The sequence below is a fragment of the Paenibacillus puerhi genome (assembly GCF_009846885.1).
GTDB lineage: Bacteria > Bacillota > Bacilli > Paenibacillales > NBRC-103111 > Paenibacillus_G > Paenibacillus_G puerhi.
Genome location: NZ_WUWM01000009.1, coordinates 203,093 through 226,395 on the forward strand (window position 1 = coordinate 203,093; position 23,303 = coordinate 226,395).

26 protein-coding genes and 1 pseudogene are annotated in these 23,303 nt (G+C 52.7%); 18 read left to right on the forward strand and 9 right to left on the reverse strand.

Annotated elements, in window-relative coordinates:
* The first annotated feature begins 18 nt into the window (after nt 1-18).
* Genes cysW through GSF01_RS10650 form a run of 5 tightly spaced genes read left to right on the forward strand, consistent with a single transcriptional unit; the run spans nt 19 to nt 3,396 of the window.
* Entirely contained in the window at nt 19-906 is an 888-nt protein-coding gene (cysW, locus tag GSF01_RS10630) for a sulfate ABC transporter permease subunit CysW (RefSeq protein WP_159883686.1), read from the forward strand.
* Between the two features lie 5 nt (nt 907-911).
* Nucleotides 912-1,973: a sulfate/molybdate ABC transporter ATP-binding protein gene (locus GSF01_RS10635; RefSeq protein WP_159883688.1), complete on the forward strand. Its 1,062-nt coding sequence runs from the start codon at nt 912-914 to the stop codon at nt 1,971-1,973.
* A gap of 21 nt (nt 1,974-1,994) precedes the next feature.
* A complete protein-coding gene (locus GSF01_RS10640; protein ID WP_159883690.1) occupies nt 1,995-2,828 on the forward strand; it encodes an alpha/beta hydrolase in 834 nt (277 codons plus the stop codon).
* Nucleotides 2,829-2,861: 33 nt separating this feature from the next.
* Nucleotides 2,862-3,074 carry a YezD family protein gene (locus GSF01_RS10645; RefSeq protein WP_159883692.1) on the forward strand — a complete coding sequence of 71 codons (213 nt, stop codon included), beginning with the start codon at nt 2,862-2,864 and terminating at the stop codon, nt 3,072-3,074.
* 19 nt (nt 3,075-3,093) lie between these two features.
* Nucleotides 3,094-3,396, forward strand: coding sequence for an RNA-binding protein (locus GSF01_RS10650; RefSeq protein WP_159883694.1), 303 nt, complete (start codon nt 3,094-3,096; stop codon nt 3,394-3,396).
* Between the two features lie 43 nt (nt 3,397-3,439).
* Here the strand turns inward: GSF01_RS10650 and GSF01_RS10655 are convergent, their stop codons facing one another.
* Entirely contained in the window at nt 3,440-4,699 is a 1,260-nt protein-coding gene (locus tag GSF01_RS10655; RefSeq protein ID WP_235941398.1) for an MFS transporter, read from the reverse strand.
* A 199-nt stretch (nt 4,700-4,898) separates the two neighbouring features.
* Between GSF01_RS10655 and GSF01_RS10660 the strand changes: the two genes are divergently transcribed.
* From GSF01_RS10660 to GSF01_RS10670, 3 genes are all read left to right on the forward strand, one after another.
* A complete protein-coding gene (locus tag GSF01_RS10660; protein WP_159883696.1) occupies nt 4,899-5,750 on the forward strand; it encodes a transporter substrate-binding domain-containing protein in 852 nt (283 codons plus the stop codon).
* A 116-nt stretch (nt 5,751-5,866) separates the two neighbouring features.
* Entirely contained in the window at nt 5,867-6,547 is a 681-nt protein-coding gene (locus GSF01_RS10665) for an amino acid ABC transporter permease (protein WP_159883698.1), read from the forward strand.
* The gene (locus tag GSF01_RS10670) at nt 6,540-7,262 is read left to right on the forward strand and encodes an amino acid ABC transporter ATP-binding protein (protein WP_159883700.1); all 723 of its coding nucleotides are present in this window, start codon (nt 6,540-6,542) and stop codon (nt 7,260-7,262) included. Before GSF01_RS10665 ends, GSF01_RS10670 begins: the two co-directional genes overlap by 8 nt.
* Nucleotides 7,263-7,500: 238 nt before the next feature.
* Here the strand turns inward: GSF01_RS10670 and GSF01_RS10675 are convergent, their stop codons facing one another.
* Nucleotides 7,501-8,238 carry a hypothetical protein gene (locus GSF01_RS10675; protein WP_159883702.1) on the reverse strand — a complete coding sequence of 246 codons (738 nt, stop codon included), beginning with the start codon at nt 8,236-8,238 and terminating at the stop codon, nt 7,501-7,503.
* A 321-nt stretch (nt 8,239-8,559) separates the two neighbouring features.
* On the opposite strand from GSF01_RS10675, the gene GSF01_RS29305 reads away from it, so the two are divergent.
* A complete protein-coding gene (locus GSF01_RS29305; RefSeq protein WP_201305355.1) occupies nt 8,560-8,724 on the forward strand; it encodes a glycine zipper family protein in 165 nt (54 codons plus the stop codon).
* 122 nt (nt 8,725-8,846) lie between these two features.
* Nucleotides 8,847-9,188 (forward strand): annotated as a pseudogene (locus GSF01_RS10680) (zinc-binding dehydrogenase); the annotation flags it as partial.
* Between the two features lie 93 nt (nt 9,189-9,281).
* Here the strand turns inward: GSF01_RS10680 and GSF01_RS10685 are convergent.
* The 4 genes from GSF01_RS10685 to GSF01_RS10700 all read right to left on the reverse strand — a co-directional run bounded on the left by GSF01_RS10685 (nt 9,282) and on the right by GSF01_RS10700 (nt 11,574).
* Entirely contained in the window at nt 9,282-9,692 is a 411-nt protein-coding gene (locus GSF01_RS10685; protein ID WP_159883704.1) for a VOC family protein, read from the reverse strand.
* Nucleotides 9,693-9,716: 24 nt separating this feature from the next.
* Entirely contained in the window at nt 9,717-10,892 is a 1,176-nt protein-coding gene (locus tag GSF01_RS10690; RefSeq protein ID WP_159883706.1) for a M20 family metallopeptidase, read from the reverse strand.
* Nucleotides 10,893-11,035: 143 nt separating this feature from the next.
* Nucleotides 11,036-11,221, reverse strand: a complete 186-nt coding sequence (locus GSF01_RS10695) for a hypothetical protein (protein WP_159883707.1) — start codon at nt 11,219-11,221, stop codon at nt 11,036-11,038.
* A gap of 182 nt (nt 11,222-11,403) precedes the next feature.
* Nucleotides 11,404-11,574, reverse strand: coding sequence for a Spo0E family sporulation regulatory protein-aspartic acid phosphatase (locus tag GSF01_RS10700; RefSeq protein ID WP_159883708.1), 171 nt, complete (start codon nt 11,572-11,574; stop codon nt 11,404-11,406).
* 186 nt (nt 11,575-11,760) lie between these two features.
* Between GSF01_RS10700 and GSF01_RS29310 the strand changes: the two genes are divergently transcribed.
* Complete coding sequence (locus tag GSF01_RS29310; protein ID WP_201305362.1) at nt 11,761-11,907, forward strand: hypothetical protein; 147 nt, start codon at nt 11,761-11,763, stop codon at nt 11,905-11,907.
* Between the two features lie 313 nt (nt 11,908-12,220).
* A complete protein-coding gene (locus GSF01_RS10705; protein WP_159883709.1) occupies nt 12,221-12,949 on the forward strand; it encodes a phosphonate ABC transporter ATP-binding protein in 729 nt (242 codons plus the stop codon).
* 55 nt (nt 12,950-13,004) lie between these two features.
* On the opposite strand, the gene GSF01_RS10710 is transcribed toward GSF01_RS10705, so the two are convergent.
* Together GSF01_RS10710 and GSF01_RS10715 are read right to left on the reverse strand one after the other, a co-directional pair.
* Nucleotides 13,005-13,997, reverse strand: coding sequence for a YpdA family putative bacillithiol disulfide reductase (locus GSF01_RS10710; RefSeq protein ID WP_159883710.1), 993 nt, complete (start codon nt 13,995-13,997; stop codon nt 13,005-13,007).
* 116 nt (nt 13,998-14,113) lie between these two features.
* Nucleotides 14,114-15,361 carry an NAD(P)/FAD-dependent oxidoreductase gene (locus tag GSF01_RS10715; RefSeq protein ID WP_159883711.1) on the reverse strand — a complete coding sequence of 416 codons (1,248 nt, stop codon included), beginning with the start codon at nt 15,359-15,361 and terminating at the stop codon, nt 14,114-14,116.
* A 241-nt stretch (nt 15,362-15,602) separates the two neighbouring features.
* On the opposite strand from GSF01_RS10715, the gene GSF01_RS10720 reads away from it, so the two are divergent.
* From GSF01_RS10720 to GSF01_RS10735, 4 genes are all read left to right on the forward strand, one after another.
* Entirely contained in the window at nt 15,603-16,454 is an 852-nt protein-coding gene (locus GSF01_RS10720) for a phosphodiester glycosidase family protein (RefSeq protein WP_159883712.1), read from the forward strand.
* Nucleotides 16,455-16,593: 139 nt separating this feature from the next.
* Nucleotides 16,594-17,148: an NfeD family protein gene (locus tag GSF01_RS10725; protein WP_159883713.1), complete on the forward strand. Its 555-nt coding sequence runs from the start codon at nt 16,594-16,596 to the stop codon at nt 17,146-17,148.
* Nucleotides 17,145-18,683: a flotillin family protein gene (locus GSF01_RS10730; protein ID WP_159883715.1), complete on the forward strand. Its 1,539-nt coding sequence runs from the start codon at nt 17,145-17,147 to the stop codon at nt 18,681-18,683. The genes GSF01_RS10725 and GSF01_RS10730 overlap by 4 nt, the downstream gene beginning before the upstream one ends.
* Nucleotides 18,684-18,803: 120 nt before the next feature.
* On the forward strand, nt 18,804-20,210 hold the full coding sequence (locus GSF01_RS10735; protein WP_159883717.1) for an MATE family efflux transporter: 1,407 nt from the start codon (nt 18,804-18,806) through the stop codon (nt 20,208-20,210).
* A 45-nt stretch (nt 20,211-20,255) separates the two neighbouring features.
* Here GSF01_RS10735 and udk read toward each other — a convergent pair whose 3' ends face one another.
* The gene (gene udk / locus GSF01_RS10740; protein ID WP_159883719.1) at nt 20,256-20,870 is read right to left on the reverse strand and encodes a uridine kinase; all 615 of its coding nucleotides are present in this window, start codon (nt 20,868-20,870) and stop codon (nt 20,256-20,258) included.
* Nucleotides 20,871-21,052: 182 nt separating this feature from the next.
* Here udk and GSF01_RS10745 point away from each other — a divergent pair, with 182 nt between their 5' ends.
* Both GSF01_RS10745 and GSF01_RS10750 read left to right on the forward strand, forming a co-directional pair.
* Nucleotides 21,053-21,736, forward strand: a complete 684-nt coding sequence (locus GSF01_RS10745; protein ID WP_159883721.1) for a response regulator transcription factor — start codon at nt 21,053-21,055, stop codon at nt 21,734-21,736.
* Entirely contained in the window at nt 21,729-22,982 is a 1,254-nt protein-coding gene (locus GSF01_RS10750) for a sensor histidine kinase (RefSeq protein WP_159883723.1), read from the forward strand. Before GSF01_RS10745 ends, GSF01_RS10750 begins: the two co-directional genes overlap by 8 nt.
* Nucleotides 22,983-23,303: the final 321 nt, after the last annotated feature.

The window sequence follows — 23,303 nt, forward strand, 5'->3', positions numbered from 1 at the left end:
GACGGAGGAGAAGAATAGATGGCCGGATATGTAACGACAACGACCAAGGCGGCGCCGGCAGTTTCCAGCCGTCCCCGCCATATTACGGAAGCGCCGTTAGTAAAATTCATCCTGATCGGAATCGCTCTGCTGTTCCTGGGACTGCTGCTTGTCCTGCCGCTGATCAGCGTATTCGCCGAAGCTTTCCGCAAAGGCTGGGAGGTATACCTCGCCGCATTGACCGAGCCGGACGCCGCGGCCGCGATATGGCTTACCCTCCAGGTAGCGGTTATCGCCGTTCCCTTGAATCTCGTATTCGGGATCGCGGCGGCCTGGGCGATAACGAAGTTCCGCTTTAAAGGAAAAAACCTGCTGCTGACCTTGATCGATTTGCCATTTGCGGTATCGCCGGTTATTGCCGGTCTGATCTTCGTCCTGCTATTCGGTGCGAGGGGCTGGTTCGGACCCTTCCTACAGGAGCATGATATAAAAATCTTGTTTGCCCTCCCCGGGATCGTGCTCGCAACGATCTTTGTAACCTTCCCGTTCGTGGCGCGAGAGCTTGTTCCCTTAATGCAGGCACAAGGAACCCAGGAGGAGGAAGCGGCCGTCACGCTCGGAGCAAAGGGCTGGCGGGTGTTCTGGAAAGTGACGATTCCGAACATCAAGTGGGGCCTGCTCTACGGCATCATTCTCTGCAACGCGAGAGCGATGGGCGAGTTCGGAGCCGTATCGGTCGTCTCCGGTCACATCCGCGGCGAGACGAATACGATGCCGCTGCATATTCAAATTTTGTACAACGAATATAATTTTGCCGGATCGTTTGCGATCGCATCGCTGCTCGTCCTGCTCGCCGTCGTGACCCTGCTGGTCAAATCGGCCGTCGAATGGAAGCATGCCCGAGAGCAAAGCCGGGAAGGGGAATAACGCCTATGCATATCGTTGCCAAACACTTGACGAAAAGCTTTGGCAGCTTCCAAGCGACCAAAGATGTCAGTTTCGAGATCGAGAAGGGAAAGCTGATCGGGCTGCTAGGACCTAGCGGCGGCGGGAAAACGACGATTCTGCGCATGCTCGCAGGGCTGGAAGAGCCGGACTCCGGCGACATCCTCTTCCACGGCAAGCGGGTAAATGAAGAGCCGCCTCAAGCCAGAGGCATCGGCTTCGTCTTTCAAAACTATGCCTTGTTCCGGCATATGAGCGTTTTCGATAACATCGCCTTCGGCCTTACCGTCCAAAAACGGAGCAAGGCGCAAATTAAGGAGCGTGTGCAGGAGCTTATCGAGCTGACCGGCCTGAAGGGAATGGAAAAGCGCCTTCCCCATCAGCTGTCAGGCGGACAGCGTCAGCGGGTCGCCTTCGCCCGGGCGATTGCACCCGAGCCGCAGCTGCTGCTGCTCGACGAGCCCTTCGCGGCTATCGACGCCAAGGTCCGCAAGGAGCTTCGCACCTGGCTCAAGGATATGATCGACCGGGTAGGAATTACGACGATCTTCGTAACTCATGATCAGGAGGAAGCCGTCGAGGTCGCGGATCAGATCATGATCATCCACGACGGCAGGCTTGAGCAGCAGGGGACGCCGATCGATATTTACAAGCATCCTAGAACGCCTTTCGTGGCCGGATTTATCGGAGAGTCGAATCCGATCGAGGATATTTCCAATCTGAAGGGCTTTGATCCGAATCGTCTTCCGGGAGCGAAGGCGATCATCCGACCGGAATTTATCGAGCTGGGAACCCGGGACGAGATTAGTTTTCCTTCCGCCGCCGAGCGCGGCATCGTGAAGCATGTCTACTTCCGGGGAATTCACTGGCAGATCGAGGTGGAGGTGGAAGGAGACCGGCTGTTTGCCTACCGGTCGCTGGAGCTTCCCGAGCTGCATGTGGGCGACGAAGTGGCTGTATTGATCCACAGGCTCTATTTATTTAATGAAAAAGAACAGCTCATCCTGGAGAACGATCTAAAGGTTGATCCATTACCTGTTCATATTTAATCGGCAAGAGAGGGATTCGCTATGGAACATCACATCACGATACAAAGCGGCAGCGTCGAGCTCGCGGCCACACTTCACTATCCGGACCTCGGGGAGGGGAAGGACGGACAGACGTCCGGCGACCGCCTCCCGGTCGTCATCATCGCCCACGGCTTCATCGGCAGCCGGATCGGCGTAGACCGTCTGTTCGTCCTCACGGCGAGGGAACTGGCGAGACATGGCTATATGGTGCTCCGCTTCGACTATGGCGGATGCGGCGAGAGCACAGGCGAGTACGGAGAAGGAGGCCTCGACGAGCTGATCGATCAGACACGCAGTGTCATCGACTACGTGCATGGCATCGACTGCATAGACCCCCAGCGGGTCGTGCTGCTCGGCCATAGCCTCGGCGGCGCCGTCGCTTTGCTCACCGCCGCCCGAGACAAGAGGGTGAAGACGCTGGTCATGTGGTCTTCCGTAGCCTACCCTTTCAATGATATTGTCGGCATAACCGGGAAGAATGCCTATGAGCAGGCTGTGCAATCAGGCTCTACCGATTATTTGGGCTATTCCCTCAAGCCGGTATTTTTCGAAAGCTTAACGCGGCACCAGCCCTTTGAGCAGCTGCGGAAGTTCGGCGGCGATGTGCTGCTGGTACATGGAACGTCAGACGAAGTGATACCGGTGGATTACTGCTTCTTGTATCAGAAGCTGTTCTGGCTGCGCAGTCAGGGCCAGTGCGATAAGGAAGTCATCTTTCAAGCGGATCATACTTACTCGGGCGGTCATGCCAAGGAGCAGCTTATTTCGAAAACACGGGATTGGCTGTTGGTCCAGGATAAGCGCAAGCTTGATTGGAATGACTGGACGATTTAACAAATTGTAGAGGGTACCGGGAGGGATAATGAAATGGCCAAGCCGCTCGATGTTGACGATCTTTGGACAAAACGAATTATTCAAAGTGTGAATGGGCTGGAATACGGCAGTGTACAAATCGTCGTACATGATGGAAGAATTGTGCAAATCGAACGCACGGAGCGCAAAAGATTCGAATCCTCCTCGGCGGAAGCTCCAGTTAGAAGAGCCGTCTCTGATCCTAAGCAGCAGCGGACGAATCCGTAAGTGAAAGGAGCTGGAGCCGATGCTTTTGGAAGCCGAGCAATGGCAGCACCCCGATGTGCAGCTTCCCGATATCCAGTTCGTCACTTACTGCTTTGAGCATTATGGACTGAACCGCGGCATTTACAATACCGTGGACGAATGGTTGTATGAGTTTGGTATCCGGGATATCATCAATCGCCGCAGGCTGATCGTGGAATTTCTGGAATCGCTGCAGGGAACGGAGCGCACGCGGGGAACTTATTTGAAATTCGGTAAGGGCGGACTGACCAAGCAGCTATCCGATTTTATTGCCGGCCAGGCCGAGCAGCAAGAAAAACGGTAATTTCCTTGTGGAAATACCGTTTTTCTTTGTTTTCGAACAGGGATCAAGCAGGCTCGCCGCCTGGAGGAAGCTCAGCCTTGGAGTTCCGGCCTGCGGACTCGGGCTTGATGGCGAATAACCCATAAACAAGCGCAATTACCGTCAAGCCGCTTAAGGAATAGAAGAGCAGCTGCGGAAAGCGGCTCATCCCGATCGAGACGAAGGGCGGACCCAGAGCGACCCCGATAAATCGCATGCTGTTGTACAAGGAGGTGACCGTCCCGCGCTGTTCCTTGCGGATTCCTTCGGTAATCAGGGCATCCATGCAAGGCAGGGCTGCTCCGATCCCAACACCGCCGATCCCGATAACGACGAACAACAGCCAAAGCGGATTTGTTCCGATAATGGCGATTCCCAATAAGGCCAGAGCAAGCAAGGCCAGACCGATAACGGAAATCCACTTCATGAGGTTTTTGTTTTCACCAATCCATTTCCCGGTTAAGAAAGAGGATAAGCAAAGCGCAGACAAAGGGATAGCGAGCAAGACGCCCTTCAGCACGCCATCAATACCGAATAGCTCCTCCAGCACATTGGATAAATAGAAGAGAATCCCGAACAAGACAAGCATAGCAACAGCTCCGATCGTAAAGATCGCGGCCAGCCACCGTCCTTCTTGCCTGCCTATAGCGGCCAGCGAGGAGAGAAACTGCCGGAATCCTTGTCGTTCCTGCTTTTTTTCCTTGTCGGACTTCGGAACTTGTATCAGGAAAATAACGAGCAGAACGGATACCAGGCAAAAGACCGGAATTGACAGAAAGACGGCATACCAGGTCCAAATAGCTAACAGGGAGCCAAGTATGGGACTGACCACTTTGCCGAAAGTGTTGGAGGTTTCGATAATGCCCAGCGACTTGCTCACCTCCCGTTCATTCGAGTACATGTCTCCGATCAAGGGCATGACGATAGGAGCTGCACCTGCTGCGCCGATCCCCTGGATAAACCGACCGATCAGGATCATCGGATACGTAAAGCCGCCTGCGAACCAGCCAGCCGTCCCGCTGAGCAGCCCGCCTATTCCGGCGATGATGAGACTTGGGATCATTATTTTTTTGCGCCCGAATCGGTCGGACAAATAGCCGGCCAAGGGAATGAGAACGATGGCTACGATAGAATAGACCGTAATCAGCAGGCTGATCTGAAGGGAGTTGACCTTCAGCTCCTTTTGCAGGGTGGGTAAAATTGGGATAAGCATCGAATTGCCCAAGGTCATGATCAGCGGGACAGAGGCGGCCGCGATGAGATCCTTAGTTTTACTAGTTTCCATATAATGTAATCCCCTTTCGCATTAAACCATATTCCGTTCAGGGTACAAAAGGAGTCTCCGGTCAACCGGTTGACGCTTATACGTCTATATACTTAGGAAGAATCCATTATTTTATACATAAACTCATCTAATCATACGGTTGTCAAAAAACGGCCTGTATAATATAATGTTAAGGTTAATCGGAAGGGGGAATTAACCAATGTTTAAAAAGAAAACGCTAGGCTTATTGATTTTATGCTCTGTTCTCGTACTGTCCGCTTGCGGAACCAAACCCGCGGCTCCTTCTGCCGGAGGAGAGAACCCTGCGCAGACGCCAGTAGCCGTACAGGAAAATAAGCTTGATGCCATTAAGAAAAACGGAAAAATCATCGTTGGCACCAGCGCGGATTATCCGCCGTATGAGTTCCACAAGGAAGTGGACAAGAAGGACACGATCGTTGGGTTCGATATTGAGATCGCTAAGGAAATCGCCAAGGATCTGGGCGTAACGTTAGAGATGAAAGATATGAAATTCGACGGATTGCTTGCCGCGCTCGAGGCCGGAGCGATAGATTTCGTGATTTCCGGTATGACTCCGACAGAAGAACGGGCGAAAAGCGTGGATTTCACCAAAGTCTATTACACCGCGGTCCAATCGGTAGCTGTCCGTGCGGATGACAAAAACAAATACAAAACGATCGACGATCTCAAGGGCAAGAAGGTCGGCGCTCAAAAAGGCGCGATTCAGGAAATGATCGTCAAGGAGCAGCTCCCTCAGTCGGAGGTGAAGGCAATCAGTAAAATTTCTGACCTGATGCTGGAATTGAAGAACAAGAAAATCGAGGCATTGATCGTAGAGAAACCGGTCGCTGCTTCGTATCTGAGCAAGAACAAGGACCTAGTCTTGGCCGATATAACGTTGGCTACCGAGGATGCAGGCTCCGCTATTGCAGTAAAGAAGAATAATCCTGAACTGATTGAAGCCATGAATAAGACGCTGGACAGGCTGATAGCGGACAAATTAATCGATAAGTTTGTAACGGAAGCCAATGAGCAGGTGGAGACGCAGTAGGTGGCCGAAGAGCCAAGGGGATTGTTCCTAAGTGAAAAAACCTGACCGAAGCCGGACTTCGGCGGGTTTTTGTTCCGTTAAAGCCCTAATTCAGCTGTGAGAAGGGAGGCGTACCGGTGGATTTTTCATTTTTACCTCAATACTATATGTTCTTTATCAATGGAACGAAGATCACCCTGATGCTCGCATTTTTCACCATCATCTTCGGTGTCGCATTCGGTCTGATGTTCTGTCTGATGCGGATGTCGCGGGTCTGGCCGTTGAAGGCTCTGGCAACCTCCTATATCGAGTTTATCCGGGGAACCCCGTTTTTGGTTCAGTTGTATATGATCTATTATGGACTTCCGAATCTGGGGTTCAAATTGCCTGACTTTTCGCTGATGGGCGTATCATTTCCCGATTTTTCCTTCGCCGTTATCGCGCTGTCCATCAATAGCTCCGCCTATGTCGCTGAAGTATTCCGTGCCGGTATTCAGGCTATCGACAAAGGGCAGATGGAGGCTGCGCGCTCACTTGGGCTGTCTCAAGTGCAAGCGATGAGATTTATCGTGCTTCCCCAGGCGTTCAAAAATGTACTGCCAGCGCTCGGCAACGAGTTTATTATCGTTGTAAAGGATTCGTCGCTGGTATCCGTTATCGGGATCAGTGAGCTGATGTACAGCTTTGATACCGTTCGCGGTAACACCTTCCAGACCTTCGGCCCTCTGGCCGTCGTTGCGGTCATTTATTTCATCATGACCTTTACGTTGTCCAAGCTGCTCGGATTGGCCGAAAGGAGGATGAGAACGTATGATTAAGGTGACTGGGCTTCGTAAAACGTTTGGGAAGCATACGGTTCTGAACGGGATCGATATCGAGATAGCCAAGGGTGAGGTTGTCGTTGTCATTGGTCCGAGCGGGTCCGGCAAAAGCACGTTTCTGCGCTGCCTGAATCTGCTGGAGCTGCCCAGCGGCGGTGATATCGTATTCGATGGCGTCTCGCTCATGAATGCGAAGCATGATCTCAATGCCCTCCGGCGCAGGATGGGAATGGTGTTCCAGCAGTTTAATTTATTCCCTCATCTGACCGTACTGGAGAATATCACGCTTGCGCCGCTTAAGCTGCAGCTCAAGTCCAGAAGCGAAGCCGTGGAAACGGCGGAGCGCCTGCTTCAGCGGATCGGTTTGTCTGAGAAGGCTGGCGCTTACCCCTCCAGCTTGTCAGGCGGGCAGAAGCAGCGTATCGCGATTGCCCGAGCGCTGGCGATGTCTCCAGCGGTCATGCTCTTTGACGAGCCTACGTCGGCGCTGGACCCTGAGATGGTCGGCGAGGTGCTCGATGTGATGAAGGAGCTCGCAGCGGATGGGATGACGATGGTCGTAGTAACCCATGAGATGGGCTTCGCTCGCGATGTTGGGACCCGGCTTATTTTTATGGATGGCGGACAGATTGTGGAGCAGGGGGACCCCGCTCGTGTCTTTGCCAATCCCCAGCATCCAAGAACGCAGGAGTTTCTGCGTAAAGTCCGGTAATCGGCAAGCTAAGCATGCTGCAAGCTATGGAACTGTTTAAAAGCAATATAAGGAGTTAAGCGGAATGCATCTGCTTAACTCCTTTATTTTTTTGCATTTACGGCCGCTATTTTCGTAGAGGATAGGATGTTGCTTCCATGTTAAAAGGAGATGTTTCGGTTTGTTTTTCCTTAGTCGTATTTCGAGGGGGCAGCATTTTTCTGCATTAATCTAGTATAGTTGTTATTAGACTACTGAATTATGATAGATCTATCATATACAAGGTATGCATGTCCGGTTCGATTTTTTGAGTTTTATTATCATTATATTCAATAATAAGCGGTTTTATTTGAACTTTATATTGCCCTGCTGGGACAGGCACCCCATTCATGTCTTTCTTATCCCATATCAATAGAGGCGATTCTAGCCCCCAATACAGACGCGTATTAGCTCCTGGTATTAGGTCAACCGGGGTTACTGAATCTGGTACTGGCGAATGGACTTCTGTATTCCATACAAGATTATTTTCATTATTAGTAATTTCAATTTGAATTTTAAATGGCTTAAGTCCCACTTCCTCTTGTCCGGTATTGTAAATGTTAGCGTAAAAACCAACTGCGGAATCCGATTGTGGTAACTGTGCTTTAAATAACCTTACAAAGAGGGGAGAACCAGATTGATTGCCTGCTCCCAAATAAGTAAGTTTCCAGGGTTGTGAAGGTATGTACACGTCTATTTGTGGTAAAGTTCCTTGGGTTGGATCCGTGTACTTTACTGTCGATCCCATATTTTCTGAAAAAGCTCGTAATGGGATATAGACGCTATTGTTGTAATTCAATACTTCATAATTGCTGCCAAGAGTGACTGTTGAATTTCCTTTGTGAATGTTGATGGTACTTGGAAACAATACTGCTTGAACTGCCGGGCTTGCAGCAATAGCTCCAGTGGCGACAGAGAAGAGAACTCCCGAAGTAATACCAATTAACGTTTTTTTCAAAAGGTTCATCCTTTCGTGAAACATTTTGTTTTGGGTTAAAGTAAATTATTTCGCGGATAGTTAAGTGTTTTTTTAATTCTATCTATTAATTAAGTTAATTGCGCTTTATAATGTTCCGTATTAATATTAAAGAAACATCTAAGGTTACAATTATTGGAACGTTGGTGCCATGCGATTAATCATATTTCATTAGTTTTCCTTTTGAAAAAGAGGGGGAAATATATAAAGAAGCGCCTGTTCGCAAATCGCTCGACTCATTGAGAGCTTATGTTGAACGCGAAGTCCTGAGAAGCAAACAATTCAGAAAGAGAGGGCTTAAGTATGGGGAATAAAAAGTGGTCTACGCCTTTGGCAATTCCGATTGGCATATCCTTAGGCGTTGGTATAGGGGCTGCCATCGATAATATCGGAGCCGGCATCGGAATAGGGATTATTTTTGCCATCGCATTTGGTGCTTTTAGTTCCAAGAGGAAACCGCCAATGTAAGAAATCGTAGCAATGAAATGCAGTATTTCCTTGTCGAGGGAATACTGCATTTTTGCGGATTACTCAAAGGATTCATGGGAAGCCGGAGATAATATATTTAAAGAAGATTAAAAGATAGGCGCGAGCCGGCCAAGAGCGGCGCAGGCCCGCAAAAAGGAGCAAGGGTTGTTGGTTTGCTCCCTATGGGGGCCTGGTGCGAGCAAGTTGCCGCCCCCGTATCGATGCTTGCCGAAATCCCCGAACAGCTCACGGAGGCCGGATCCGACGAAGTGATCATTGGATATTCCGCAATTTCATCAGCCCGCCAAATCCGGCCGTACGGTCTGATCATCGATTCAGTAGGCGGCGATACACTAGCGGCGTTGCTGCCGCAGCCAGCGCCACAAGTGGTTTGCGTCGCAGTAGGATTTTCTTCTTCGAATACCGCAACGATCGATATGATGAATCTGGTGAGCAGCGGAGGGATTTGGCCGTAATCTGATAGAACGGAATTTTTCCGTCAAAGCCGTGCTTCACATAGGCTGATTGGATAAGCTTGCATATGACACCGTGGAATTCTAGCCGCCGTAATAGCTCAATTGCCAGGAAACCCCGAATTTATCGGCTAGCCAGACATACTTGGGACTGAACGGATACGAACCCAAAGGCATGAGGACCGTACCCCCTTGAGATAATTGCTCATAAATCCGGGTGATTTCTTCATCCGAGTCGCAGGTCACATACAAGGACATGGACGGCGTAAACGTAAATTGATGAGTGACGCTGCTGTCGATGCACATGAATCGTTGACCCTTCAGGGAGAAGACGGCTTGGACAACAGTCCCTTCCGCGCCTGCTTCATTCGGACCGTAGCGGGAAATACTGATGATTTCGGACTGGTCGAACAATGAGATGTACATCTTCATGGCTTCTTCGGCCTGGCCTGTGAACATCAAGAACGTCATTACTTTTTGATCGGTGTTAGACATACATCATCCGCTCCTTTCGCCTCATTAGGATTCCCCGCCGACGCTCTTTTGAAACTGTTCTTTTATTAGCGCGAGCAGCTCGGGAGAGGTTGCAACCTCACAGGCCGTCATAGCCAATGCCTTTGCTCCGAGCAGCATACCGGTATACGCCCGGGGCTGCTGGGCCTTGTCGCGGAATTCGGCCGTATGCAGCAAATGCTTCTCGTCGATGACCTTGACATAGGGGTGGATGGCAGGGCAATGCCGAGATACGTTGCCGAGATCGAGGGAGCCATGATCTTTGCCGACCTGGATTTCTTCTTCCCGTACGCCCAGCCGATAAAGCTGACGAGTGAAGGTGTCCGAGAGCGCTTCATTCGTGATCAGCTCATCGTAGGAATATTCGTAGTTGGACCAGCCCATCTCGCAGCCAGTCTGCAGGGCGGCCCCTTCTGCGCAGCGGATGACTTTGCGGGCGAGCTCGTCGGTATATGGCCGGTCGGCCGATCGCACGTAAAATTGAGCGACCGTATAGTCAGGAATAATATTGGGCGCCTGGCCGCCTTCCTTGATGATTCCGTGGATGCGCGCGTCGGAACGGAGCTGCTGCCGGAGCAGCCCAATCGACTGAAACATCAGCAGGAGGGCGTCCAGGGCGTTGATGCCCTCATAGGGACTTGCAGCGGCATGAGCCGCCTTACCGGTAAACTCAATCTGCAAGGCATCCATAGCCAACGATTGTCCGGAACGCTCATAGGCATAATAGGGGTGAGCCATCAGGGCGATGTCGACATCGTCAAACAAACCTTCGGCTGCCATCGTGACCTTGGCTCCCTTGGTCTCCTCCGCAGGGGTTCCGTAGACGCGGATCGTGCCGCCTATCTCTTCGACGACACTTTGGTAGCCTACGGCTGCAGCGAGTCCCATAGCGGCGATCAGATGATGCCCGCAGGCATGGCCGAGCTCGGGCAAGGCATCGTATTCACAGAGGAACGCTACGGTTGGGCCAGGCTTGGCGGCCTTATAGACAGCTAGGAAGGCCGTAGGCAATCCTACCACGGGAGAGGTCACATGAAACCCATGCCGAGTCAGCGCTTCCTTCAATCTTCCCGATGCTTCCCATTCCTCGTGACCCAATTCGGGGTGCTGGGCGATGAAGGCAGAGAGCTCGGTAAATTCATCTGCGTATTTGTCGATGCAAGAAGTAATGGTTGTATGCATAGGGGCTTGGCCTCCTGAACGTTCGTCTCCTTCAAGTGAGCAATATTATTATAGACGTTGATGATGGGAAGAGCAACGAAAGGGGGATGAGGACAAAATGAAAACCCGCAGGACAGGGAGTCCGGCGGGTGGGTATAATCCATCTATTGAATATTTTTACGGCGGTCAATTAATTGCTCTTCGAGCTGCTTCTTGATCTTGTGCATAGCGTCGGCTTCTAATTGGTGATTTTGCGGAAAACGGACGCCTGTCAAGGCTAGTGCTTCATTCCAGGTAAGCTCAACGGAAATCTTCTTCTCCTGCGGGGATTGCTGCGCTTCATAAGTCATGGTGCATCGCTCCTCTTTGCTTAGTGGTGAGTGGTGCATCAGAAAGTGCGGCTATGTGGGAGGATAAGGCATCGTGTCAGGTACAAACCCTTGATTTTACTTGATTTTAATATAACACATCATGTCAACTTTATCAAGCCCGGATGCAAAAAAGAGGCGCATCTGCTCGGGCGGCCTCTGTTCTACTCGACGCGCTGCTTCATCTTGATTCTTTGGATGGTCAGGACAAGGCGATCGATTTGCTGACTGAGTTCAACCACTTGGGGATCGACAAAGCTGCCGCGTTGTTCTACCAGCATGTACAACTGGATTTGCATTATCTCCAAGCGACGTTTCAATTCCACTTCTTCCATCTTACCTTACCCAACTCCCACCAAATAAGTTGTCCGTATCTCGCATCATTATAATATGGATTACTTGTAAAGTTTGTAAATCGTTGTCGAATGCCCAATAATATTTTTCTGACATAATGAAACAAGTTTCGAATAGCTGTTTGGTGCGTGCGGCATATTACAGCTGAAGCGGAGGTGAGACACCACATGAGCAGAATGGATGAGAGACCAGGAAAGAGCCCGAATTATAAGGAAAACAAATATGTGCAAGAAGAATCCGCCTTACATGCGGAGAAAGCGGCCAAGCGGCCTCCCAGCTTGAACGGCGTGACGAAAGAGAACAATCCCCAGTGAGGATGAGTTGCCATAGTACTTGGCAAATTTAAGTGCCGCCCGACATTTGACTGCACCCCATTGTTAGACTTGATCTAACCGCTGGAGGTGCAGTTCGCTTTGTATTCGGTTCTTGGTATGGGAAATTGTTCGGTTCAGAAGCGTATACAGGAGCTAGGAGCATGGGGAAGAAGCGGGCTAAGAGGGAGTGTCCTTACATAGGGTGGTATTCCGCAGGAAAAACATGCTATAGTTAGGGAAAAGGCTGTTCCCGCGATCGGTTAACCGGGAGAGCGGGTATACGCCGCGCCGTATAAAGGAGCAATCGTCCGCAATGATCATCGTACGCAATCTATCGAAGACATATCCGCCTGACCACCAGGTGCTGCAGCGTCTCAGCTTTCAGGCCGACGAGGGGGAGCTGGTGGCGTTGATCGGTGCCAGCGGCAGTGGTAAAACCACGCTGTTCCGCTGTTTAATGCTCAAGGAAAAGTGGGATGACGGGCAGTTTATTTACGATGGCCGCGACATTACGGGCATCGGAATTTGGGACAAGCTGAGGCTTGGCAAGCAATGGGCGTATCTCGAGGAGAAGCCGCAGTTCAACCCGAAGAAATCCGCCTTGAAAAATGTTCTTGGCGCTCTGCTGTTCAAAAAATCTTGGTGGCGCTTCCTTACCAACACTGTCTCACCCGACGATCACATGGAAGCTATGGATTATCTCGATAGGGTGGGGCTGCTGGATAAGGCCCATGAGCCGATAGAGAAGCTGAGCGGGGGGGAGAAGCAGCGCGTCGCGTTATGCCGGGCACTTATTAAGGGAGCAAGGGTCATCTATGCGGATGAGCCTGTATCCGGACTTGACCCGGAAGCCGCCAGCGTGATCCTGCAGGATTTCCAGGCCATCTGCAAGAAAGAAAAGCTGCTTGTGTTCTGCAGCCTCCACCAGGTTGAGCTGGCGGAGAAATATGGTTCACGGATCTGGGGGCTTGCAGGCGGCAAGCTGGTAGTCGATATCGCCGGGAGAAGACTCACTCAGCGTGAGAAAGATATGATTTTCTAAACATTAAGGCCGGAAATGCCGTCTGTCTGAAGACGGATATCCGGCCTTGTGTCGATTATTTTACAAGCAGACCCTTCTTCGAGGCCAGGTGCTGGGCGATCCAGCGCCCGTGGAGACGGCCCGTCTCGATGAACACTTCATTGGCATTGCGGCCCGATGCAGCAACGCCCGCGATATAGATGCCGGGAACGGTGGTTTCCATCGTCTCCGGGTTATAAATCGGCACTTCATCATTTTCCTGGAAGGCTGCGCCAAGCGATCTTAACAAGCTGCGATCCGGGCGGAATCCGGTTAGCGCCAGCACAAAATCATTGCCGATCACTTCCTGCTTCCCTTCCGAGGAGATGGTTACGGTCGAAGGCCCGATCTCCACGACTTGAGAGCGGAACCTCATCTGAATGCGGCCCTTATTGGCCATGCTTTCAAAAATAGGCCGGACCCACGGTTTAATGACCGGCGAATAGGTCTCTCCTCGATATACAACCGTCACTTCCGCTCCTGCCCGCTGCAGCTCCAGCGCTGCGTCTACGGCGGAATTGCTGCCTCCGATGACGGTCACCCTTGTTCCCGTATAAGGATGTGCCTCGCGGAAGTAGTGGCTTACCTTGGAAAGCTCTTCTCCCGGGATGCCGAGCAGGTTGGGGTGGTCAAAATAACCCGTGGCGACGATAACAGAACGCGCCGCTACAGTTGTTACGCTCCCGCTTCGATCGACGACGTTGAGCTCGTAGCTAGCCCCGTCCGTTCCGCGCTTGATCTCCGTGACGCGGTGATATGCGCGCACACGCAGCTCGCGGCGAGCTGCAATCGTTCGATAGTACTGCAAAGCCTCCAGGCGGAACGGCTTTTCATTAGGGGTGGAAAAAGGGTAGTCTCCGATCTCAAGCAGCTCTGGCGTGCTGAAAAACTGCATATAAGTAGGGTACAAATAAATAGAATGAACGACATTTTCCTTTTCGATCAGGAGCGGTTCAAGCCCGATTCGCTGCAGCTCCACTGCGGCGGACAATCCGCAAGGACCGGCTCCGACGATAACAACTTCTTCCAAACCTACGCTCACCTCACTGATGCGGCTTCTTATTGAATGAAATGATATCAGCTATCCTTTCTATAGTAACCGAACAGATGGAGAGATTCCAGTATGAGATGCGCGCCAAGGCGGGTTCAACTGTGAAGGAAGGCCCGCTTCCGCAGAGTCGGACGATCAAAGCCAAACAAGGCGGCATCGGCATGCCTTCCAGACGTGATAAGCCCGACTATGATTTTGGAGGCCATCGCACTGTAGATCATCCCGTTTCCGCCATAGATGAGCGCGAAATAGCAGTTCGGAAATCCATCCTGCTCGCCGATCAAGGGCAGCCCGTCGTCGGTGCTGCAGAAAGTGCCTGACCAGGCGTAGTCAATCCGAATACCTTCAAGAGAAGGAAACAGCTTGATCGTATCGGCCAGCAGCCGCTTGCTCTTGCCCTCCAGCCTTCGGTCTCGTTCTTCCGGCTCCGCTAGGTCGATATCCAAACCGCCAACGATAACACGTTCATCGGCTGTCCTTCGCATATACAGGTAAGGCCTTGCGGTTTCCCAGATCAGGCAGCGGTCAGGCCAGCCGCTGATAGTTCCCGCTACGACGGGTTCGGTCGCAATCGCATATGTACTGCTGAGCGATGCACTCGAATTACATTGGATCTCCTGCGTCTCATATCCCATGGTCAAGACGGCTTTCCTCGCTTTGATTTTCTTCCCCTCTGCGGTCACAAATGTGACGCTGCTTCGATCGGATGCTAGCCGCCTTACCTCGGTCCGCTCGAAAATACGCATGCCCCGCCGATGGCCCGTAAGGGCGAGGGAACGGGCATATCCGAAGGGATTGACCTCGGCATCGCCTTGCGTCAGGATCGCGGCCGGCTTCTCGAAGGCAAACAGATCGTTCAGATCGCAGGAGTCCAAATATCGGGCGGGAAAGCCATGAGCAGCAAGTGCATCGAATTCCTTCTTAAGCAGGGGCACATCCTGAGTTTTCGAGGCGAAGCAAAGACTGTCCCGGCGGTAAAAATCAGGAAATACATCGAGCTCCGAGGATTCCCTCTCCAAGTGATCCAGCGCCTCAAGACCCAGTCGATAAAATCTAACGCCCGCCTGCTCGCCGAAGTTTTCGATACAGGAGGTCAGCATAATATCGTTGCTGTACTGCAGTAAGCCTGTATTGGCTGAGGTGCTGCCGCAACCGATCCTCCGTTTGTCGACCAATACGGTGTCGACGCCCGCTTTGTGAAGGGCATAGGCGCATGATGTGCCCGCGATACCGCCTCCGACTACGAGAACATCGCAAGCTATGTCTTCCTCGAGCTTGGGATAAGGCATACCCTGATCCGATTGAATAGCAGGCCAATAGAGTTGACCGGATGTAAGATTCATAGAATGTGCTCCTTCTGCTGCACGGATGCGTTATCCTCTACCACTGTAGTATGGAGGCATTTTTTCTTTTTCATTCGCCTTGGAGACGAAGCGGCAATCGAAGGATAAGGAGGTCCCTTGGGTGCCTGAGTCTATCCGGGGTCCCACTTAACTTCCAAGCATAATGAGCAAGCGAGGTTCATAGAATAGATGCTAGACAGGGCAGTACTGTCGGCAGAGGATTCGGAGGAGGACAAGAGGGATGAGGAGACAGCGCAGCAGGCATTCCATTCATCGAAAACGTTCTTGGGCGGGTGTGAGTCCAGGCCTGGGCTGGCTGCTGCTGTCAGGCTTCGTTCTAGGCACATGGCTGGGAGTGCAATGGGGAGTCCTAGGTCATGCCACAACGGCAAAGACCAGACCGTCTGTTCAGACTCCCTACCAATACGAGGCTTACCGGGCTTCGGACGGAACGCTCCTGCACACCATGCGGGCTCACCCGGACGATGTCAAGCTGCTCGCTATCCGCAGCAATGTAACGGATACGGAGGAGTATGGGATTAACGGAGGATTTTTCTGGAATGGAGATCTGCTCAGCATCGCGGTCATGGACGATCTGCCCTTGAAGGGAGAGCCCCATGCATATGGCTCAGGCTGGAGTAATATCGATAAGCCGAAGGGGACGCTCGTATGGGACAAGCTGAGCCGTCGGTTCTCCGTTCAGATCGTAGAAGCGGCTAACCAGCTCCAGGTAACCGACCGCAGGCAGTATTGGGCTCAAGGCGGGGTCAGTATGTCGCTGCAGCTTGGAGAGAGCTGGCACTCGCAGGCTATGGCGGAGGACATGCCTTTGATCGACGAGAGGAGATTGCGCTCTGCGGCGGTCTATGACCTTGACGGACAACTATGGCTGGTCGTTTCCGATAAGCCTCATACCGCGGGCCAATTCCGCCGCGCGATCATGGAGACCGTCGCGCGGGGAAGGCTGGTGGACGGTGTATTTCTGGATGGAGACGGCTCTTCCCAGATGAGGAGTGAGGAGTCCAAGCTGGCGGGCGACAAACGTTATGTGTACCAGATGATTTCTTTGAATCGGCATCCTATCGACCGTTAAGACGAGCAAGAGCGTCTGCGGTCTTTTTTTTAGCGGAAAATCGGCCGAATTTTGTCAAATGGGAGGAAATGTGCAACTATATGGAGATTTTAACGTATAAACTATTGAATACTTCAATAAAGAAGCGGGAGGGATGGAGATGCTGGAGATTTACGCAGGCATGCTGATAACCGGTGTGCTGTTCGCTCTGGTAACCGTGCTGTTCGGCGATCTGCTTAGCAACGCGCTTGACGGGATGTTCGATTGGCTGAGCGGGGACCTGCTTCATTTCTTTCAGCCGATGGTGCTCTTCAGCGGGATCACGATTATGGGAGGCGCGGGGTGGCTACTTACGCGATACAGCGCCTTCGGCACACTGGTCATCATCGGATTGGCGTTCCTTGCGGCCGCGGGCAGCTCCGTCCTGATTTACCTGCTCTATGTGAAACCGATGGAGAATACGGATAATTCGGTGGCATTCTCCATGAAGGATCTGGTTGGACGCATCGGCGAGGTTTCGATTCCGGTGCCGGCGGCCGGCTGCGGCGAGGTATTGTATCGGATCGGAGGCAGTCTGACGAATCAGATCGCCGAAAGCTTCGATGGGGAAAGCATTCCGACAGGAACGCGAGTAGTGACCGTTGAAGTCCGAGACGGGGCGGTACGGGTCTCGCCGCTGGAAACTCAATCTACGGTTAGGAGTGGTGATGAATGATAGGCAGCGACGTATTGGTGATTCCAGGGATTATCGTAGGGGTTATCGTAGTGCTTGGTCTGGCGTTCTGGGCCCGGTACAAGACAGTCAGTCCGGATGAAGCGATGATTGTTACCGGTTCATTCCTGGGCAACCGCAATGTCTTGGAGGATGAAACGGGACGGCGCATTAAAATCGTCCGTGGCGGAGGCTCCTTTATCCTCCCGGTCTTTCAGCAGGCGGAGTTTCTTTCCTTGCTCTCTCATAAACTGGACGTATCCACCCCTGAGGTTTATACGGAGCAGGGCGTGCCTGTTATGGCGGACGGCGTAGCCATTATTAAGATCGGCGGAGCGGTGGAGGATGTGGCAACGGCCGCCGAGCAGTTCATGGGCAAGCCTACCGAGGCTCTGAAGGGCGAAGCGCAGGAGGTGCTCGAAGGGCATCTGCGGGCCATTCTCGGCTCGATGACGGTAGAGGAAGTGTATCGGAACCGGGATAAATTCGCTCAGGAGGTGCAGGGCGTCGCAGCTAAGGATCTGAAGAAGATGGGGCTGCAGATCGTTTCCTTCACGATCAAGGATCTACGCGATAAGCACGGGTATCTCGACGCGTTAGGGAAGCCACGGATCGCAGCGGTCAAGCGCGATGCGGAGATTGCCGAGGCGGAAGCGGTGCGGGACTCGCGGATCAAGAAGGCCCAGGCCGAGGAAGAGGGTCAGAAGGCCGAGCTTGTGCGCGATACGAATATTGCGGAAGCGAGCAAAGAGAAGGAGCTGAAGGTTGCTTCCTTTAAGCGGGATCAGGATATGGCCCGCGCGGAAGCGGATCAGGCCTATCATATTCAAGAAGCCCGCGCGAAGCAGAGCGTTGTCGAGGAGCAGATGCGGGTGGAGATCGTCCGCAAGGAGCGCGAGATCGATCTGGAAGCGAAGGAAATCCTCCGCCGCGAGAAGCAGTATGACGCTGAAGTGAAGAAGAAAGCGGATGCTGACCGCTACTCGGTCGTTCAGGCGGCGGAAGCGGACAAAGCGAGACAGATTACGCAAGCGGAAGCGATGCAGTTCCGGATCGAAGCCGAAGCCAAGGCGATGGCCGAGCAGAAACGTCTGGAAGGTCTGGCGATCGCGGACGCCGAGCGGGCTAAAGGTACGGCGGATGCCGAGGTTATCCGGCTGAAGGGTCTGGCTGAGGCAGAGGCCAAAGAAAAACTGGCCGAAGCGTTCGAGAAGTTCGGCGAAGCGGCGATTCTGGACATCATCGTCAAGATGCTTCCGGAGCTGGCCGGTAAGATCGCCGATCCGATCAAGTCGATCGACAAGCTGACAGTTGTCGATACCGGCAATGGCCAGGGAGCTACGCGTGTTAGCAACTACGTAACCGAGCTGATGGCGACGGCCCCCGAGATGCTGAAAAGCGTAAGCGGACTGGATGTGGAGCAGCTTATTAAAAACTTCACTGCTAAAACGGCATCCAAGCCGGCTGCAGCAGCTGCCCCGGTCTCCCCGCTTCCGGTTCAGGCCGCCGACCAGTCTGGAGCCGCGGGAACGGAATGAAGCTTTGTTTAGCGACAAGTTTACTTTGGAAGTTTCGCTAGGTATAATTATAGGTAAATACGTGTAACAACTCAAAAAGGCAGCTTCCGCTGCCTTTTTGTATGGGTGGAGGGAAGCTGCATGGCTGCACCGCTGCAAAATGGAATCAATCTGACCGAAGGGCCTTTGGCGAAAAAACTGTTCGTGTTCGCGATGCCCATCTTATTCGGCAATGTCATGCAATCGCTTAACGGCACGATCAATGCGATCTGGGTAGGCAAGTATTTGGGCGAAAGCGCATTCGCAGCCACCTCCAACGCCAACAACATCATGTTTTTTCTGCTCAGCCTTGTATTCGGGATTGGGATGGCTTCTACTATCATGGTCGGCCAGCGCATCGGAGCGAAGGACGAAGAAGGAGCCAAGCGAGTGGTCGGGGCAAGCGCGTTATTCTACGTTCTGCTCTCCGTGGTGATCGCAGCGGCGGGACTGTCGCTGTCTACGCAAATCTTGGGATGGCTCCAAACCCCGCCCGACTCCATGGGCTACGCGCTCGATTATATCCGCATTACGTTTCTCGGCATTCCCTTCATGTTTTTCTTTAACTATATCATGACTATTCTCCGCGGAGCGGGCGATGCGAAGACGCCGTTCTACTTTCTGTTGATGTCGGCCGTCCTCGATATTGCGTTGAACCCGCTGCTGATTTTCGGTTTCGGCCCCATTCCGCGTATGGAGACAGCGGGGTCGGCGCTCGCTGCGGTCATCGCGCAGGGCTTCAGTCTGGCCGCTTTCATCGTTTATTTATATAAGAAAAAGCATCCGCTCCGACTGACCCGAGCTGACAGCCGCTACGTCCGGTTCGATCCCCAGATCATCAAGCTGCTGGTTCGCAAGGGCATACCGATGGGGTTGCAGATGCTTATCGTATCGACTAGCGCCATCGCGATCGTCGCACTTGTGAATGGTTTCGGCTCAGCCGCTACGGCGGCTTTCGGCGCCGCGATGCAAATATCCAGCTATGTGCAGATGCCCGCGATGGCGATAGGAGGAGCGGTATCCGCCGTGGCCGCTCAAAATGTCGGCGCCGGCAAGTGGGACCGCGTCCATCGGACGACTTGGATCGGGACGATCTTTAATTTGGTCATGACAGGGATTCTCGTCATCCTTATTTATGCCTGGAACGAGAGAATTCTTCACATCTTCCTTCAGGATGAGGCGGCCATCGCGATCGGAATGAAAATCAATCATATTACGCTTTGGGCTTATATCGTATTCGGGATCACCTTCGTCGTATCGGGAGTGATCCGTTCGACCGGATCGGTTATGGTTCCGCTGCTGACTACCTTCCTTGCGCTTTGGTGCTTCCGCATCCCGCTTGCTTATTATCTGGGCCAAGCTTACGGGCTGGAAGCCGTGTGGTGGAGCTTTCCCATCGGATTTTTATGCGGGCTCGTATTGTCCGTCGCTTATTATATATGGGGGGGCTGGCGGAAAAGCAGCATGAGCCTCGGCCATTCGTCTGGACATGCGCCCTCTGAAGCTTGATCCCCCTCCCCAAGACGGCTGAAAAAAATAAACGACATGAATGATTCATGTCGTTAAGTACTTTTCGGTTAAGATCGAAAGTAATTGGATGCCGACTTCGTTCTGCCCGCCCTCGGGTATAATGATGTCGGCATATTTTTTGGATGGCTCGATAAAAGCTTCATGCATCGGCTTGACGGTACCGAGGTATTGGTCGTGGATAGATTGGATCGACCGGCCCCGCTCGTGGATATCCCGGAGCACACGTCGCAGGATGCGGACATCCGGGTCCGTATCGACGAAAACCTTGATATCCAGAATGCTCCGCAGCTGCTCGTCCGACAAGACATGCAGCCCTTCGATCATGACGATCTTATTCGGCTTCAGCTCCAGTGTCTCCGTCTTGGAACGGGCATGGCTGGAGAAGTCGTAGACAGGGGCCTGAATGACCTGCCGCTGCTTCAACTGCTGTAGGTGGGCGAACAACAGCTCATTGTCGAAAGCGAGCGGATGATCGTAATTGATAGCTTCCCGCTCGCTGAAGGAAAGCTCGGGATGGTCTTTGTAATAATTGTCCTGGGAGATGAAAGTCACCTTGTTCTTGCCCAGACGGTCGATGACCGATTTGGCCACTGTCGTCTTGCCGGACCCGGTGCCTCCTGCGATACCGATAATCAACATGTTGGGGCTATCCTCCTGGCAGCTTACGTATTCGATTGTTAATTGTAACATATGGAACGGGGGAAAACGAGCGTGATTCGCTCTTCCAGAACTTCTCACGGAACACTCTTGCGTCGTGGAATAAAAGGTGATTAACTTGTCTGTAGGACGACGGATTTTGTACAGACAGGAGTGCTTGTAGCTTGCGTGTGCTTGTTGTGGAGGACGATGAACGTTTGCTGGATGCGATCGCCTCCGTTTTGGAGGACGAACATTATAGGGTGGACCGCGCGGATAACGGCCACGAGGGCTTTCTGCTGGCCAGTCAGGACTGCTATGATTTACTGGTGCTGGACATTATGCTTCCTGCCATGGACGGGATCTCGCTTATCCAGTCCCTGCGGAAAAGAGGCATCCATACGCCGTGCCTGTTTCTGACGGCCAAGGATTCGGTGGAATCCAGGGTGCGGGGTCTTGATGCGGGCGCGGACGATTACCTCGTCAAGCCCTTTGCGATCGATGAGCTGCTCGCGAGGCTAAGGGCGCTGCATAGAAGGAAGGGAACCGAGACGGAGGCCGTACTCGGCTACGGGGGCTTGACCTTGGCCGAGCAGGACTGCGAGGCGATCTATCGGGGCAGCCGGATCAAGCTTACGACCAAGGAATACGAGCTGCTGGCTTTCCTTATCCGGCATAAGGAACAAATCGTGAAGCGAGATCAAGTGTTTGCGCGGGTATGGGGCATGGATTCGGAAGCGAATGAAACGGCTGTCGATCTATATGTGCATTATTTGCGCAAAAAACTGCACAGCTGCGGCTGCGATCACTATATTCGCACGATTCGCAGCGTCGGATATATGCTGAAGGCGGAAAGCGTTCATGTTTAATCGGACGAGGTACCGGTTGGCGTTATTGTTTTCATTCGTTTTTTTCGTGCTGCTCAATGCGCTTGGAGCGACGCTGTATTTCACGACGGAGAAGCGGCTGTACTCCCAAACGGACCGGGTGCTCGAAAATGAAATGAGAGCTTTCGAAGGGGCGGTAACCCGGCAGCCCCGGCGGGATTTTCTTTTTCGTCCCGTTCGCTTGATGATTTTCCTCCATTGGGATACGGAAGGAAAGCTGCTGCTGCAGGTGCCGCGGGAAAATATGGACGAGAAGCTGCCGCCGCTGTTGAGGGATGCGGGAGTGGAAGGAAAGATCGTGGACGTGAATGCAGACAGCACGTATTACCGGCTGCTAACCAGAGATTTACCCGGCGGTCGCTTGCAGATTGCCTATAATCTGGAGCCGGAGCGGAACGTACTGAATGATCTGCTCGTGGTTATCGCAGCCGGGAGCCTGGCTAGTCTGCTGATCGCTGTGCTCGCCGGCCTGTTCCTGGCCAACCGAGCGCTGGTGCCGATTCGGAAAGCGTGGGAGCAGCAGCAGCAGTTCGTGTCCGACGCTTCACACGAGCTGCGCACCCCGTTATCCGTCTTGCAAATTCATCTCGAACGCTTGTTCCGTCACCCGGATCGGACCATCGAGCAGGAAAGCGAGAAAATTGCCGTCATGATCGACGAGACGCGCCGGATGAGCAAGCTGGTCGGTGATCTGCTCATGCTGGCCCGTTCCCAGACCCATGAGCTAAAGCTGAATGAGTCCAGTATCGAGCTGCGCGAGCTTGTCGTCAAAGCGGCGAAGGGATTTGAGGAACTGTGCGAGATGCGGCAGATCCGGCTGGAAGCCCAAGTGCATGATTCCGCGATACTTATCGGGGACCCGGATTATTTGCATCAGCTGCTGGTCATCTTGCTGGACAATGCATGGAAATATACCCGGGAAGGCTCGATTTCCCTACAGGCGGGGACAGACGGCAGCCTGGCGGTTCTACGGATCGAAGATACGGGAATAGGGATTAGCAGCGAGGACCTGCCTTATATATTCGACCGTTTTTACCGGGCTGACAAGGTTCGGGGCCGCTCGGACGGCGGGTCCGGACTTGGACTTTCGATCGCCAAATGGATTGTTGAAGCGCATAATGGCGTGATTCGCGCCGAGAGCATGGAAGGGGTAGGGACAGCCATCGAGGTGCGGTTGCCTCTGGAACGTCACGCAAGACCCGCCTCGGGAAGATACCGGATCCAATGAGAATCCGGTCAGATTGTGGACAGAAGATCGCCTCTTATCCAGCTCTATGGGCTAGGTTGGGGGCGATTTTCTTGATGTTCGGGCATATAGAGGCCCTCAATGCCTGCTGCCGCACTTTTTGCGGGCCTTCCCTAGATTTTTGCGCGGTGAGCTATACAGGAATCAGTTATAATGATCGTATCCAATTCACTAGTTAGGGCTTGCTGAATGCGAATAAATCCATATTTCACAAGGGTTACCGGGCATTTCCGTCGAATATATCTGCAAGGAAAACGTGGCAAAACGCTCAAAAACCTTGCAGATGGAGTGACGAAACATGTT

Bases quoted from the DNA above. Each gene is read 5' to 3' on its own strand.
- GSF01_RS10635 (WP_159883688.1), top strand. From the start codon at position 912: ATGCATATCGTTGCCAAACACTTGACGAAAAGCTTTGGCAGCTTCCAA.
- GSF01_RS10690 (WP_159883706.1), bottom strand. From the start codon at position 10,892: ATGCATACAACCATTACTTCTTGCATCGACAAATACGCAGATGAATTT.
- GSF01_RS10645 (WP_159883692.1), top strand. From the start codon at position 2,862: ATGGCCAAGCCGCTCGATGTTGACGATCTTTGGACAAAACGAATTATT.
- GSF01_RS10695 (WP_159883707.1), bottom strand. From the start codon at position 11,221: ATGACTTATGAAGCGCAGCAATCCCCGCAGGAGAAGAAGATTTCCGTT.
- cysW (WP_159883686.1), top strand. From the start codon at position 19: ATGGCCGGATATGTAACGACAACGACCAAGGCGGCGCCGGCAGTTTCC.
- GSF01_RS10660 (WP_159883696.1), top strand. From the start codon at position 4,899: ATGTTTAAAAAGAAAACGCTAGGCTTATTGATTTTATGCTCTGTTCTC.
- GSF01_RS10730 (WP_159883715.1), top strand. From the start codon at position 17,145: ATGATAGGCAGCGACGTATTGGTGATTCCAGGGATTATCGTAGGGGTT.
- GSF01_RS10735 (WP_159883717.1), top strand. From the start codon at position 18,804: ATGGCTGCACCGCTGCAAAATGGAATCAATCTGACCGAAGGGCCTTTG.
- GSF01_RS10640 (WP_159883690.1), top strand. From the start codon at position 1,995: ATGGAACATCACATCACGATACAAAGCGGCAGCGTCGAGCTCGCGGCC.
- GSF01_RS29305 (WP_201305355.1), top strand. From the start codon at position 8,560: ATGGGGAATAAAAAGTGGTCTACGCCTTTGGCAATTCCGATTGGCATA.
- GSF01_RS10650 (WP_159883694.1), top strand. From the start codon at position 3,094: ATGCTTTTGGAAGCCGAGCAATGGCAGCACCCCGATGTGCAGCTTCCC.
- GSF01_RS10725 (WP_159883713.1), top strand. From the start codon at position 16,594: ATGCTGGAGATTTACGCAGGCATGCTGATAACCGGTGTGCTGTTCGCT.
- GSF01_RS10715 (WP_159883711.1), bottom strand. From the start codon at position 15,361: ATGAATCTTACATCCGGTCAACTCTATTGGCCTGCTATTCAATCGGAT.
- GSF01_RS10705 (WP_159883709.1), top strand. From the start codon at position 12,221: ATGATCATCGTACGCAATCTATCGAAGACATATCCGCCTGACCACCAG.
- GSF01_RS10700 (WP_159883708.1), bottom strand. From the start codon at position 11,574: ATGGAAGAAGTGGAATTGAAACGTCGCTTGGAGATAATGCAAATCCAG.
- GSF01_RS10720 (WP_159883712.1), top strand. From the start codon at position 15,603: ATGAGGAGACAGCGCAGCAGGCATTCCATTCATCGAAAACGTTCTTGG.
- GSF01_RS10655 (WP_235941398.1), bottom strand. From the start codon at position 4,699: ATGGAAACTAGTAAAACTAAGGATCTCATCGCGGCCGCCTCTGTCCCG.
- GSF01_RS10750 (WP_159883723.1), top strand. From the start codon at position 21,729: ATGTTTAATCGGACGAGGTACCGGTTGGCGTTATTGTTTTCATTCGTT.
- udk (WP_159883719.1), bottom strand. From the start codon at position 20,870: ATGTTGATTATCGGTATCGCAGGAGGCACCGGGTCCGGCAAGACGACA.
- GSF01_RS29310 (WP_201305362.1), top strand. From the start codon at position 11,761: ATGAGCAGAATGGATGAGAGACCAGGAAAGAGCCCGAATTATAAGGAA.
- GSF01_RS10685 (WP_159883704.1), bottom strand. From the start codon at position 9,692: ATGTCTAACACCGATCAAAAAGTAATGACGTTCTTGATGTTCACAGGC.
- GSF01_RS10670 (WP_159883700.1), top strand. From the start codon at position 6,540: ATGATTAAGGTGACTGGGCTTCGTAAAACGTTTGGGAAGCATACGGTT.